This window comes from Carboxylicivirga caseinilyticus, from assembly GCF_050589785.1.
Taxonomy (GTDB): domain Bacteria; phylum Bacteroidota; class Bacteroidia; order Bacteroidales; family Marinilabiliaceae; genus Carboxylicivirga; species Carboxylicivirga caseinilyticus.
This window is the reverse complement of the sequence record NZ_JBNGOX010000004.1, coordinates 188,577-203,073: the sequence shown is the minus strand read 5'-3', so window position 1 is coordinate 203,073 and position 14,497 is coordinate 188,577. Positions and strand designations below refer to the sequence as shown.

Genomic DNA, 14,497 nt, shown 5'->3' with positions numbered 1-14,497 from the left:
AAATGTATTATTTTTTATGGGCATCTTGCAATAATAAAACTTTTAAGGGTAAAGTCAAAAAATAAGGTTGATGAAATCTGCTGTTTTATTGTTTACAAAGGTGAATAATGCATAATTAGATGAAGCGAATAGCTCATTTTTATAGTTGAAAACTGATTTGAGTCATGAATTGAACGAGTAATTATTATTATCCTTTGATGATGCGGAAAGATTGTATTATTTTTGCATGCCGAAATAGGGTAAAAACCTGATAAATTATTATTTGTGAGTTCAGATTCGAGATACAACCAGCGCGGTGTTTCAGCATCAAAAGAAGACGTTCATAACGCCATCAAAAACATTGATAAAGGCGTTTTTCCAAAAGCATTCTGTAAAATCGTTCCGGATATTTTAGGAGGTGATCCAGAGTATTGTAATATTATGCATGCCGATGGTGCAGGAACCAAATCGTCATTGGCCTATATGTATTGGAAGGAAACAGGTGATATATCTGTTTGGAAAGGAATAGCACAAGATGCTATTATAATGAATGTGGATGATCTGCTTTGTGTGGGAGCCACTGAAAATATTCTGGTTTCATCAACTATCGGAAGAAACAAAAACCTGGTATCAGGTGATGTCATTTCTGCCATTATTAATGGTACTGATGAATTACTGGCTGAATTACGTGATATGGGAATCAGTATCTACCCAACCGGAGGAGAAACGGCTGACGTGGGTGATTTGGTAAAAACTATTATAGTCGATAGTACAGTAACCTGTCGTATGAAGCGTTCTGATGTTATTTCGAATGATACCATTCAACCTGGAGATGTGATTGTAGGGTTATCATCTTACGGACAAGCTACCTATGAGCAGGAATACAATGGAGGAATGGGAAGTAATGGTTTAACATCTGCCCGTCATGATGTTTTTGCAAAGTATTTGGCTGAAAAATATCCAGAGAGTTTCGATGGCGCTGTGCCTGCAGAATTGGTTTACTCTGGAAACTATAAATTAACAGATTCTGTTAAAGGTGCTGATGTTGATGCAGGTAAACTGGTTCTATCTCCAACCCGTACCTATGCGCCTGTAATTAAAAAGGTACTGGATAAAATGCGTTCAGATATTCATGGAATGGTTCACTGCTCAGGTGGTGCTCAGACCAAGGTATTGCATTTTGTTGATGATGTGCATGTTATAAAGGATAATCTTTTTGATGTTCCTCCTCTCTTTAAAATTATTCACGAGGAGTCGGGAACTGACTGGAAAGAAATGTACAAGGTGTTTAATATGGGACACCGGTTTGAAATATATCTGTCGCCTGAGAAAGCTGATCAGGTGATTGAAATTGCCAAATCATTTAATATTGATGCTCAGGTTGTGGGAAGAGTAGAAGCTCATGAGGGCAAGAAACTGACCATCGAAAGTGAGTTTGGAACATTTATCTATTGATAGACTTGATGAGAGTCTGCCAATTTATTATTAACGATTTTAGTGAAAAAAGAATATGTCAACAAACTCTTTGCTTGATAAGCTGGAAGGCATTTTGATACGATTTCAGGAGGTAAGCGAACAAATTACCAACCCTGAAGTAATTGCTGATACAAAAAGATACATCAAGCTTAATAAAGAATACAAGGATTTAGCAAAAGTAGCTGAAGTACAAAAACGCTACAAAAATGCTTTGGATAACATTCATTCGGCCCGTGAGATTTTGAAGGAAGAAACAGATCCTGAGATGAGGGAGATGGCCAAGATGGAAATGGATGAGTTGGAAGATACATTGCCAGGCATGGAGGAAGAAATCAAATTATTACTGATTCCTGCCGATCCTCAGGATGGTAAAAATGCTGTGATGGAAATTCGAGCTGGTACCGGAGGTGATGAAGCAAGTATCTTTGCAGGTGATCTTTTTCGCATGTATACCAAATTTTGTGAAAGCAAAGGATGGCGCGTTGAAGTTACCAACAGTAACGAAGGAACATCAGGAGGTTTCAAGGAGATTGTGATGAATATCACGGGTGAAGGTGTTTATGGTGTATTGAAATACGAATCGGGTGTACACCGTGTGCAACGTGTGCCTCAAACTGAAACACAGGGACGTGTTCATACATCAGCAGCAACCGTTGCTGTACTTCCAGAAGCTGAGGAATTTGATATTGAATTGCGTAATGAAGATATTCGTCGTGATGAGTTCTGTTCGTCAGGGCCGGGAGGACAGTCGGTGAACACCACCTACTCTGCCATCCGATTAACGCACATTCCAACAGGTATTGTGGTACAATGTCAGGATCAGAAATCGAAACTGAAAAACCTGGATAAGGCTATGGCTGAGCTTCGTACGCGATTGTATAATCTTGAGTATCAGAAGTACCTTGATGAAATTGCATCGCAACGTAAAACCATGGTTTCAACAGGTGACCGTTCGGCTAAAATCCGTACTTACAACTATCCTCAGGGACGTGTTACAGATCATCGCATTAACCTGACACTTTACAATTTGTCGGCAATTATGGATGGTGATATTCATGGAATCATTGATAAACTGGTGATTGAAGAAAACGCAGAGCGTTTGAAGATGAGTGAAATGTAAAAAGCATTCGCTTTGGATTCAAAATGATTGTAAATTGATAACGAATGTCTGTCTTTTCAGGCATCAAATTATAAAGTATGACTTCGCAAGAACTGTTTGAGAATATCAAAAAGAAAAAGAGTTTCTTATGTGTAGGACTTGATACCGACATCAATAAGATTCCGCGTGAATTACTGGATACTACCGATCCAATCTTTGCTTTTAATAAGCAGATTATCGATGCAACTCATGAGGTTACTGTTGCTTATAAACCCAATCTTGCTTTTTATGAGAGTTTGGGAGTTAATGGCTGGAACTCTTTAGAAAAAACAGTTAATTATCTGAAGTATAATTATCCTGATATTTTTATTATTGCTGATGCCAAGCGTGGAGATATCGGTAATACTTCTTCGATGTATGCGAAAGCCTTTTTCGATCATATGGAGTTCGACTCAGTGACTGTGGCTCCTTATATGGGTGAAGATTCTGTAAAACCATTTCTGACATATGTTGATAAGTGGGTTATTCTTTTGGCTTTGACATCAAACAAAGGAGCTTATGATTTTCAGTACATGACTGAGAATGATGAAAAACTTTTTGAGCGGGTTATTAAAACCAGTGCAGAGTGGGGTACCGAAGAAAACCTAATGTATGTGGTAGGAGCTACCAAAGCTGAAATGCTGGCTGATATCCGTAAGATAATTCCCAATCATTTCTTGTTAGTACCTGGTGTTGGTGCGCAAGGTGGAAGTTTGGAAGAAGTAGCTAAAAACGGGATGAACAGCAAGTGTGGTTTGTTGGTAAATTCAAGCCGCGGAATAATTTATGCATCCAACGGAACTGATTTTGCTGAGAAGGCCGGAGAGGCTGCCCGCGAAGTTCAAAAAGATATGGAAGCATTGTTAAAAGAGCATGGATTAATTTAATCGTAGTTTTAAAATATTAATAAAAGACTGTCTGTAAAGGGCGGTCTTTTTTGCTTGTAGCAAATTAATTATCTCACCTAAAAGAAAGAAAAAAAAGCCGCTACAAATGCAACGGCTTCAATATTGTGGGTTTTGTTTTTCTAGACTGTTCTGCCCGGATAGGCCTCTAAAGCTTTTTCCAGTACTTCCAAGGCTTTGGCCAGGTCTTCAACTTTTAATACATAAGCAATACGTACTTCATCTTTTCCTTTGCCTGGCGTTGAATAAAAACCTGAAGCAGGGGCCATCATTACGGTTTGTTTATTGTATTCAAAATCACTTAGTATCCATTGACAGAATTTATCGGCATCATCAACCGGTAATTTAGCCACTGTATAAAAAGCACCTTTAGGCATTGGAGAATAAACGCCCGGTATTTTATTTAATCCTTCAACAATAAAGTCTCTTCGGGCAATATATTCGTTGTACACTTCTTCGAAATATTCGGGTGGTGTTTCCAATGAAGCTTCACCCGCTATTTGTCCAAATCCCGGAGGGCTTAATCGGGCCTGTCCGTATTTTAGAGCTGTTTGAATTACCTCTTTATTTTTGGTAACTAATGCTCCAATACGAACGCCACATTCACTGTATCGTTTCGAAACAGAATCAACCATTACAACATTCTGCTCAATACCTTTAAGGTGCATAGCGGAGATGTGTTTTTCTCCATCGTAGCAAAATTCACGGTATACTTCGTCTGAAAACAGATAGAGGTCGTGTTTGGCAACCAGATCACGAAGCTGCAGCATTTCCTCCATTGAATATAAATAACCTGTTGGATTATTAGGATTACAGATTAAGATACCCTTAGTTTTTGGTGTCATTACCTTTTCGAATTCTTCGATTGGAGGCAAGGCAAAACCATCTTCAATGCTGGAAGGAATAGGAATAATATTAATACCTGCCATGGAAGCAAATCCATTGTAGTTTGCATAGAATGGCTCCGGAATTATTATTTCTTCACCGGGATTTAAACAGGCAAGAAAACTAAATATTATAGCTTCCGATCCTCCGGTAGTAATCAGGATATCAGTATAATCAATGCCCATTCCTAGACCATTGAATTTATCAGCTACTTTTCGTCGATAACTTTCGTTTCCTGCCGAATGACTGTATTCTACAATCTTTAAATCGATGTTTCGAATCGCGTTTAACGCCACTTCAGGAGTTTTAATATCAGGTTGTCCGATATTAAGATGGATAACCCTTAAACCCTTGGCCCTGGCGGCTTCTGCATAAGGAGCAAGTCGTCGTATGGGAGAAGCTGGCATTAGGTTTCCTCTGTCTGAAATTGTTGGCATCGTTTTGTTGTTTACTATTTATTTATTAAAGTCTGCAAATGTAATTCTAATTAAGCACATGTGTATGATTTTTGTCATATTTTTAATGTGTTGAAATGTGTTTTTACAATCTCGGGTTAAATCTTATTTTTGTCTGAAAATTTGTCGTATGATCCGTAGATTTGCTGCAATATCGTTTCTTTTTTTCGTATCTATCGCGTCAATTGCTCAAATTGTTAGTATTGATAAGCGCCGGACGAAAGATCCAAATAAAGGATTTCAGGGTGATGTAAATTTGGGTGTTAATTATGTGCATACCAATACTGACATGCTCCAGGTGTCATCGAAATTTAAGCTGCAGTACAACGATAACGACAATACGTATCTATTCTCTTCAGATATAGGTTATAGCAGGGTAGATAATGAAAGTAATGTAAATAACGGGGGCTTTATGTTTAAATACAATTATTGGGTGCCCGATAAAATTATCATTGCTGAAGCATTTTCGCAATACAGCTACAACCGCGTAAAAAGTCTGAAGCATCGTTATATTATGGGAGGTGGACCTCGTTTTAATATAGCCGATAAAGATAAATTCAAATTGTTTGTTGTGGCCTACACCATTTATTTGAATGAGTTATTCGAGAATGATGACTACAAACGGAGAAAAAGCCTGGTGAAGTTTAGTTCGATGTTTTCGATGGATTGGCAAATGTCGGATAATGCTAAATTTAGTCAGACCACTTATTATGAACCGGATTATTCCGATCCGGCTGATTTTCGCATCTGGAGCGAAACAAGTCTCAGCTTTTCTATAACCAAGGCTTTTTCGTTTAGTCTATTTGTTCGCATGGATTATGATAATCTTGTTCCTCCTGATGTAGAACCATTATTTTATACCGTTAACAATTCATTTACTGTTAAATTTTAAAACCATCATCAATAAAATTCGGTTTTGTTGTAACTTACCTGCTGTTTTAATCGACCTATAAATATTGTTGAGGCAACCATTTTTATTTTGGGTGCATTAATATGAAATAGGATTTAACCAGACGAACTTAACCGGAATTTATGATGAAAATGAAATTGACCTTATGGCTGTTTGCTGCAATTTTCTCTATTAACGCCTACAGTCAGACAGGTATCAAAGGTGTAGTAACCGATGAGAGCGATCAAACAGTGCCTTTTACCACCATTTATTTAAAGCAAACTACAACAGGGACCACAACCAATGAATTGGGGGAGTATGAAATACTACTGGAGCCCGGATCCTATACAATGGTTTTTCAGGGATTGGGATTTGAAAAACAGGAAATTACATTTACTGTTACAAATGGATTTGTAGAGCGGAATATTCAATTAAAAAAGCAAACCTATCGTATTAAAGAAGTCCGGGTGTACTCAGGTGGCGAAGATCCTGCCTATCCAATAATGAGAAAAGCCATCAGTCTGGCTCCATATTACCAGCGTCAAACAGCAGTCTACAATGCAGAGGTCTATCTGAAGGGAAGCTTGAAAATGGAAAAGATTCCGAAGCTGATAAAAAAAATGATGGATAAGGAAGAAGAGGATAAGGATGCCCGCATTGAAGTTGGTAAAACCTATACCATGGAATCGATGAACGAAATAAAGTTTACGGCTCCTGATAATTACAATCACACCATTGTTAATTCACAAAGTACCTTCCCCGGGAGTAATGAAAATGATGTGATTGGTTATATTACCTATAGTTTTTACGAACCAACGCAAGATATAGCGGTTTCACCTCTTGCTCCAAACGCATTCAGTTATTATAAATTTGTTTACGAAGGCTTTTTCTACGAAGGAGATGCAACCGTGAATAAAATAAAAATCATACCTAAACGTAGAAGCCAGCAAACATACAGTGGTTATATTTATATTGTAGATAACTTATGGAATATCCATTCCATTGATGTGACCAATGATGCTTTTTTTGGTGAGATAAATGTCAAACAGGTATATGCTCCGGTAAAAGAGCGGTCATGGTTGCCAATCAGTCATCGATTTAATGTGAAAGCATCTATCTTTGGTGTAAAGGCTGATTTTAAATATGCCGGTTCGGTTAAATACAAGGATATTGTGCTCAACACCGACTTACCTGTACCTGGTATTTTGTTAAAACAGTATGCAGCCGAAGAAGCAGCAATAAAAGCTGAAGAGCTAAGAGAAAAAGAAGAGCTTGAACAGGCAGAAAAGTCAAAAGCTCAGCAAAAAATGGAAGAGCTCTTAGCCAAAGAAGAGTTGAATAATCGGGAAATGATCAAGCTGTCGCGTTTGATTGAAAAGGAATCGCGCAAACAGGAACAGGGAGAAGAGGAATCATTGGAGATTAAAAACACCTATAAAATCACTCACAAGAAGGATACCTTGCAAAAAGACTCTTTGTATTGGGATAAGATCCGTCCAATACCGCTGACTGGAGATGAGTTAAGAGGATTTGAGGTAAAAGATTCAATTAAACTGGCAAAACAGCAAGCCGATACTGTTAAAGTAGAGAAGAAAGAGAAATCGCTTTTTAGTAAAGTATCCGGTGGTTTTCTTTCAGGACATACATTTTATGCAGCTGATTCAGCCTTGAGAATAACATATGACGGATTAATAGGATTGAAGCAGATTGATTTTAATGCAGTTGATGGATGGAGCTACGAGCAGGGACTAAGGTTTAACTATCGAATAGATTCGGTGCATAACATTTATATGCGACCTCAAATTAAATATGCTTTCAATAGAGAAAAAGTGCTGTGGAGTAATTTTGCCAGTTATTCTTTTGCACCCATGAAACGTGGATATGTAAGTGTTGGATTTGGTCAGCAAAGCAAGGATTTTAACAGTAAATATGGAATTGATCGAACCTTAAATGCTATTTCGGCTTTGTTCTTTAAAGAACATTATATGAAGTTGTATCAAAACGATTACTTTTTTGTTAGTCATGGTATTGATGTGGTTCATGGTTTTCGTTTAAATGTTAATGCTTCGTATCATTCATTTAAAGAGTTGCAAAACAGTACTAATTGGTCTGTATTAGACAGGGATAAAGATTATGCGCTTAACATACCGGTTAATTCAAATGTCACAACCGATCATTTACGAGATCAAAAAGATGTTCATTTTAACATTGATTTAGAATATACTCCTCGGATGCACTATCGTGTTTACAAGGGAAGGAAATATAATCGTAGTTCACGTTATCCAACATTTAAACTGGGATACGAACGTGGAGTAACTGGTATAATGGACAGCGAATCGGATTACGAGCTGATTAAGACATCGGTATATCAAAGCAAGTCGTGGGGTATCTTTAACGAATTTAAATGGCAGGCCGGCGGAGGTTATTTCTCGCGAAATGAGCAAATGCATTTTTCACGTTTCCAGCATTTTAATACGAATGAAATACCCATCAGCTTCAAAGATTGGGATGGGACTTTTAATCTTTTGGATGACTATAGTGTGAGCACTAATAAGTGGTATGTCGAGGGGCATGTTTCATATGCCACTCCATATCTGTTTTTGAAGTTTTTACCCTGGGTGAGTAATCGTTTATGGGTAGAGAATCTGTACGCCAGCTATCTTACAACACCCGATTTTAAAAACTATACCGAGTTCGGATATGGAATCAGTCAGATATTTTTAATGGGCAGTGTCGGTACATTTGTTGGCTTTGAAAATGGCCAATACCGAAGCTGGGGCATTAAGATCAGCTTGAATTTAGATTAGGATTTACTCTGGAAATAAGTATAGTGAGAAATTAAAAAAGAGGTTTTTTAGTATGAACTAAAAAACCTCTTTTTTAATTGTCGGGATGACAGGATTTGAACCTGCGACCCCTGGTCCCCCAGACCAGTGCGCTAACCGGGCTGCGCCACATCCCGAACATTATAAGCCTTTTTTCAAAGGCGAATGCAAAGATAAGGAATTTGCCATTTTTTACAATATGGTTAACAGTATTTGTTCGTATTGGATTAATATTGCTTTAATCACAATTTTTACCATTTAGCCTTTTTATTTAGCCTTTAATAAAATGAATTTATATTTTTACGGGCAGTCACAATCTTGCATAATACACGTTGATGGAATTGGATGATAAATGGATAATTGAAGGAATAAAAAGTGGAGATGAATCTGCTTACAAATCACTTTTCCTTAAATATTATGCACAATTAGTTGTTTTTGCACGCAAAGTTGTGGTTGATGATGATCTGGCAAGAGAGTTGGTACAGGATGTTTTTGTCACTTTCTATGAGAAACGAAATGAAATAAACATTCATACATCTTTAAAGGCTCATATGTACCAATCGGTACGGAATAGATCTCTTAATCAGATAAAGCATAATAAAATACGTCGCGATCATCATGCAAATATCTTTGCTGAGAAAAAAGAAGATGAAGCTTTTGTGGAGGATAAACTGCAGGAAACAGAACTGGAAGAACGAATCTATACGGTGGTTAAAACACTTCCTGATCAGTGTAGAAAAATTTTTGAAATGAGTCGTTTTGAAGGAACTCCAAATCAGGAAATAGCAGATCAACTGGGATTGTCAAAAAGAACCGTGGAAACGCAAATAAGTAAGGCACTTAAAGTGCTTCGAAAACAGCTCACACATTACCTGAATATTATTTTATGGATACTGATATTAATTAAAGGTTAAATAAAAAATAAAAAAGTAATACGTGTACCTGTTTTTTGAATTGTCATATGAGTGTTGAAGAAATTGTATAACAATAAAACCTAACAACAATGGAATTTATTTTTCAAGTTTTGGCCCAACTATTTTCACCTGTGAATGAAGATCAAGCAAAGGAAGAAGTGCTTGAAATGAAGGAAGTTGAAATGCAAGAAGAGAAAATATTGGAAACTGAAAAGGCTGAACAAGAGCAACCAAACTTGTTTGGTTTGATGGAATTTCATTAATAATTGTATGAGTGAGAACTGGGGAAATATTGATGAGCTTATAGTTAAGCATCTTACAAACTCGCTTACTTCAGACGAAGGAGAACAACTTAATAGTTGGTTAAATCTTTCATCTGATAATCAAGTGTATTTTGATGAGGTGCAAGCTGTTTGGAATCATTCTTCTAACATTATGGCATTTGATGCTATTGATGTTGAAGAAGACTATAAGCAATTTGCCTCTAAAGTAGGCTTTACCAATGAGAAAAAAAATGGTAAAAAGGTATCCTTTTCTTTCAGGAATATTGCAGCAATGCTCTTGCCTTTGATAGCAGTGAGTGTTGCCCTTACATTATATCAGACAACTCCCGGTTTTGGAAAATGGGTAGCTTTTTCTTCTTCAATTGAAGTAGAAAGTATTGTATTGCCTGATAATTCATTGGTTGATTTGAATACCCATAGTAAACTGGTATTCGAAAAATCATTTGATGGTCGTCAAAGACGATTAAAACTGCATGGGGAAGGATATTTTAAGGTGACCAGAAATCCGGAACAGCCTTTTGTTGTGAAGGTAGGAAATACAGAAGTGAAGGTGTTGGGTACCGCTTTTTATCTTGAAGAAACAGGGGTTAATGGAGCAACCAACCTGATTGTTACAGAAGGTCGGGTTATGTTTTCATCAAACGATAAAGATGTAATTGTTTCAAAGGGAGAATCTGCTTCATTTATTAATGGAGAATTTGAAAAAGTAAATGATACACCATTAAATAGGATGTCATGGAGAACAGGTGTCATTGAGTTTGAAAAAACAGGGATGAAGGAAGTTTTACAGACCTTAAGAGATCATTTTACTGAAGATATAGAGGAGATTGAAAATAAAGCTGAAGTTACCGACAGAGTAATTACTTCGAAGTTTAATTCTCCAACACTGGAAGAAGTTCTGGTTGAGCTGCGAATACATTTCAAGAAAAACTTTACCATGGATGGCAAAAAATTGATCATCTCTGATTAAATTCGGGGATGATAATTTGAAATGCCGAAACTGGAAAATTTAGGTTATAAAAATATTTTCATCATTTTGCTCATTCAACTGTTTGCTTTACAGTTGAATGGGCAAAACGTTTTATATGAGGAGGTGTCTTTTGATACTACCAAAGCTTCTACTGCTTATTTCCTGAAGTCGATTGAAGATCAGGCCAATGTTGTTTTTAGTTACAGTAATATGCTCTGTTTCGAAGAGAGTATTGAGTTGAGTCGTTCTTCTGCCACAATACGTGAGATTTTAAATGAACTATTTATAAAATGTCCTTCAAGCTTTTTAGTTAGAGGAAATAAAATTATTATTCAACCCTACGAAGGTATTCCCGGAAAACATGTTATCAGAGGTTATATTCGGGATGCGAAATCAAAAGAAGCCTTGATTCAGGCGAATATTTACGATGAAGATCAATTGTTGGGAACAGTAAGTAATAACTTTGGTTTTTATAGTCTTACTCTGCCTGCAGGATATACTCGGTTGAATTGTTCTTACGTCGGGTATGAACATCAGGAAATGTTAATTGACTTACAGTCTGATACGGTTATTCATTTTGATATGATTGCAGATAGCGAGATCAGAGAAATTTCCATTATAAAGTCAAAGGTTCCGAATAAAGTTAAAAGTACCAGAACCGGAACAGTTGATTTACCCATCGAACAAATAAAAAACGTTCCGGTATTCTTAGGCGAAGTTGATTTAGTGAAGAGTATTCAGTTGTTACCTGGTATTCAGAGTGGAGGTGAAGGATTAAGTGCTTTGTATGTCAGGGGCGGTGGTCCTGATCAGAATATGGTATTGATGGATGATGTACCTGTGTATAATGTTGGACACCTGTTGGGATTCTTTTCCATATTCAATGCCGATGCAGTTAATCATGTAAGTGTCGTAAAAGGTGGCTTTCCGGCTCGTTATGGTGGAAGACTTTCATCGGTTGTTGATATTCGTATGTATGATGGGAATGATCAGGAGTTTAAAGGACTGGCAAGTATTGGTGTTTTATCCAGCAGGGTGGCTGCAGAAGGTCCGCTGATAAAAGATAAATCGTCTTTTTCTGTCTCGATTAGACGAACGTATATGGATATTTTTACTGGGTTATTGCAGTTAAATGACAATAATAAAAGCCGGTTTTACTTCTATGACTTTAATTCCAAGTTTAATCTGAAATTAGGTTATAAAGACCGGATTTATGTTAGTTCGTATTTGGGTAAGGATCAGTATGATCTTCAATATAACTTTCAGAATATTGAGATAAGTGCCAATGAAACCAATACCTCAAGACAGGTAGTAGAAGCATACGATGAAAGTGATATAGGTTGGAAAAATGCAGTGTTTTCATCACGATGGAATCACATCTTTGGTGAAAAGGTGTTTGTAAATACAACAGCCAGTTATAGTGATTATCAGTTCTATATTGGTCAGAAAGTAAATTACCAGTCAGATGGTGACTGGACGGTTGTCAATCAGAATTATTATAGTGGAATAAAGGATTATACTTTAAAAACTGATTGGGATTATATTCCAAGACCTGCGCATTATTTCAGGTTTGGTGCAAGCTTAACAGCTCATAATTTTTATCCTGGTATAGATGTATATCTGCAGGAAAATACCGGAAGTGAGGCGATCGACACAACCTATGGAGGCAACCGTATGTTTCGACCAGAATTAAGGTTGTATGTTGAGGACGATTTTAATCTGACAGATAACCTAAGGTTGAATATTGGAGGCCATTTTTCAGCATTCCAAACTGAGTCAAAGTATTACTGGTCGGCTGAGCCCCGATTTTCGGCTCGTTACCTTATTAATGACAGGATGTCGGTGAAAGCAGCCTATAGTCATATGACACAATACATGCATTTATTACGAACATCAAGTGTATCAATGCCAACCGATATGTGGTTGCCGGTGTCTGATGAAATTAAACCCATGAGGGCAACACAGACGGCATTTGGATGGGAATATGAGATAGGCAAAGGCTTTGGCCTTTCCATAGAAGCATACTACAAATCATTCTCTGATATTCTGGCTTATAAGGAATCAACCAGTTATTTTGATTTTACTTCAGACTGGCGAAATAAGTTGACCGCAGGCGATGGTGAATCAAAAGGTATTGAGTTTTTACTTCATAAAAAAACAGGTAGTTTATCGGGTTGGTTTGGATATACTTATTCAAAAACGATCAATCAGTTTGAAGAATTGAATAATGGAAATCCTTTCCCTGCAGATTTTGACCGAACACATGATGCTTCGCTGTTTCTAATGTATCGGTTCAAAAAAGGGATTACCCTTAGCGGCACCTGGACATTTGGAACAGGTAGTCCGATAACTTTACCTGAAACCAAATATTATGCACCTGATTTGCCAACTCAGGAAAATGAGTTCGACACTAAATATAATCAGTACATAAGTGAGCGAAATAGTTATCGAATGCCTAACTTTCACCGACTCGATATGGGAGTTAATTTTGAAAAAGAAAAACCGTACGGGAGCAGAGTTTGGAGTTTTGGACTGTTGAATGCATATGGGCGCCAGAATCCATTCTTCCTTTATTTTTCGGATACAGAACAGGATAATGGTGATATAAAGCGTTCGTTGAAGCAATTTAGTTTGTTCCCGTTTCCAATACCATATGCCAGGTTTACAATACAGTTTTAGGTATGAGATGGAGTATTATAAAATATAGTTTAATTGTTTCGTTTCTATTACTGATGCTTTCCTGCGAGAAAGATATCCTTATTGAGTTAAATGATCAGCCCGATAAGTTGGTTATGTATTCCTTTATATATCCCGATAGTGCCTTGAGTCTTCATTTTAGTAAGAGTCAGAGTATATTATCAGTTCCTAGCTATAAACAAGTTGAAAATGCCAGGTTTCGAATCTCAATAAATGGAGTAAATCAGGGTACCTATATTCTTCCTTCAGATACTGTTTGGAGTAACTGGAAAGAGTTTACCTTTAGTAAAGGTGATGATATTGTTATTGAGGCTTTTGAAAGAGAAGGAGATACAATTCTTGTAGAATCCTATTTGCCTGGTGAGATTCCTATTGAAAAAATGGATACAAGTACCATCAACTATAGTTATACCGATGGTATTCAGATGAGTTATTTAAAAACGAAGGTATCATTCTCAGATCCTTTGGCTGAGGAAGATTATTACCAGTTATATATTATACGCGAAGGATATGGGATGATAAATAATGAGCCATATTATACGAGGGATGTTGTAGATTACGATAAAGATGATCCGATTTTTCTTCAGAAGGATCAAAGTGGCAGCTTATTGCAAGGATTGAATTTTCAGGGTTTATTTACTGATGAATTGGTAAATGGAATAACTTATACAATTAATGTCAACATTCCGAAGGATTATCTGTTTTTTGATTATTATGAAGACAAAATAAAAATCTCACTTTATTTATATCATCATACCTATGATTATTATTCTTATTTCAGAAGTAAGGTAATTTCAGCTGGATATGATGGTTTTTATGAAGGATTACCCATATTTGATCCTAATCAGATTCATAATAATATTGATGGAGGATTAGGTTTAGTTTCCGGGATGTCTTTCGATGTTGATTCTATTGTTTTATATCAGTAATTTTATATAAATCTGATATTTTGTCAGTTAATCGGTTGGCATGTCAGTATGATGAACGGATTAACAGTATCATTTTTGAACGGCATAAATTTTGATTGTCAAACGCTGAATAATTAGTTTTTAAATTATATAAAAATATAAATACATACAT

The 14,497-nt window shown here is 36.6% G+C and carries 11 protein-coding genes and 1 tRNA gene; 10 read left to right on the top strand and 2 right to left on the bottom strand.

Annotated features, from left to right (window positions below):
- Positions 1 to 264: 264 nt before the first annotated feature.
- From ACRD62_RS03510 to pyrF, 3 genes are all read left to right on the top strand, one after another.
- Complete coding sequence (locus ACRD62_RS03510) at positions 265 to 1,434, top strand: AIR synthase related protein (protein ID WP_430818738.1); 1,170 nt, start codon at positions 265 to 267, stop codon at positions 1,432 to 1,434.
- A gap of 55 nt (positions 1,435 to 1,489) precedes the next feature.
- Positions 1,490 to 2,575, top strand: a complete 1,086-nt coding sequence (gene prfA / locus ACRD62_RS03505; RefSeq protein ID WP_430818737.1) for a peptide chain release factor 1 — start codon at positions 1,490 to 1,492, stop codon at positions 2,573 to 2,575.
- 77 nt (positions 2,576 to 2,652) lie between these two features.
- Positions 2,653 to 3,480, top strand: coding sequence for an orotidine-5'-phosphate decarboxylase (pyrF, locus tag ACRD62_RS03500; protein ID WP_430818736.1), 828 nt, complete (start codon positions 2,653 to 2,655; stop codon positions 3,478 to 3,480).
- A gap of 140 nt (positions 3,481 to 3,620) precedes the next feature.
- On the opposite strand, the gene ACRD62_RS03495 is transcribed toward pyrF, so the two are convergent.
- Complete coding sequence (locus ACRD62_RS03495; RefSeq protein ID WP_430818735.1) at positions 3,621 to 4,820, bottom strand: pyridoxal phosphate-dependent aminotransferase; 1,200 nt, start codon at positions 4,818 to 4,820, stop codon at positions 3,621 to 3,623.
- A 148-nt stretch (positions 4,821 to 4,968) separates the two neighbouring features.
- On the opposite strand from ACRD62_RS03495, the gene ACRD62_RS03490 reads away from it, so the two are divergent.
- Positions 4,969 to 5,730: a DUF481 domain-containing protein gene (locus ACRD62_RS03490; RefSeq protein WP_430818734.1), complete on the top strand. Its 762-nt coding sequence runs from the start codon at positions 4,969 to 4,971 to the stop codon at positions 5,728 to 5,730.
- A 140-nt stretch (positions 5,731 to 5,870) separates the two neighbouring features.
- Positions 5,871 to 8,534: a DUF5686 family protein gene (locus tag ACRD62_RS03485; protein WP_430818733.1), complete on the top strand. Its 2,664-nt coding sequence runs from the start codon at positions 5,871 to 5,873 to the stop codon at positions 8,532 to 8,534.
- 80 nt (positions 8,535 to 8,614) lie between these two features.
- On the opposite strand, the gene ACRD62_RS03480 is transcribed toward ACRD62_RS03485, so the two are convergent.
- Positions 8,615 to 8,689: transfer RNA gene (locus tag ACRD62_RS03480), tRNA-Pro, on the bottom strand.
- 198 nt (positions 8,690 to 8,887) lie between these two features.
- Here ACRD62_RS03480 and ACRD62_RS03475 point away from each other — a divergent pair.
- The 5 genes from ACRD62_RS03475 (at position 8,888) to ACRD62_RS03455 (ending at position 14,346) form a co-directional block, all read left to right on the top strand.
- The gene (locus ACRD62_RS03475; RefSeq protein WP_430818732.1) at positions 8,888 to 9,466 is read left to right on the top strand and encodes an RNA polymerase sigma-70 factor; all 579 of its coding nucleotides are present in this window, start codon (positions 8,888 to 8,890) and stop codon (positions 9,464 to 9,466) included.
- An 89-nt stretch (positions 9,467 to 9,555) separates the two neighbouring features.
- Positions 9,556 to 9,729: a hypothetical protein gene (locus ACRD62_RS03470; RefSeq protein WP_430818731.1), complete on the top strand. Its 174-nt coding sequence runs from the start codon at positions 9,556 to 9,558 to the stop codon at positions 9,727 to 9,729.
- A 7-nt stretch (positions 9,730 to 9,736) separates the two neighbouring features.
- A complete protein-coding gene (locus tag ACRD62_RS03465) occupies positions 9,737 to 10,720 on the top strand; it encodes a FecR family protein (protein WP_430818730.1) in 984 nt (327 codons plus the stop codon).
- A gap of 21 nt (positions 10,721 to 10,741) precedes the next feature.
- Entirely contained in the window at positions 10,742 to 13,399 is a 2,658-nt protein-coding gene (locus tag ACRD62_RS03460) for a TonB-dependent receptor (protein ID WP_430818729.1), read from the top strand.
- Between the two features lie 2 nt (positions 13,400 to 13,401).
- On the top strand, positions 13,402 to 14,346 hold the full coding sequence (locus tag ACRD62_RS03455) for a DUF4249 domain-containing protein (RefSeq protein WP_430818728.1): 945 nt from the start codon (positions 13,402 to 13,404) through the stop codon (positions 14,344 to 14,346).
- The last annotated feature ends 151 nt before the right edge of the window (positions 14,347 to 14,497 follow it).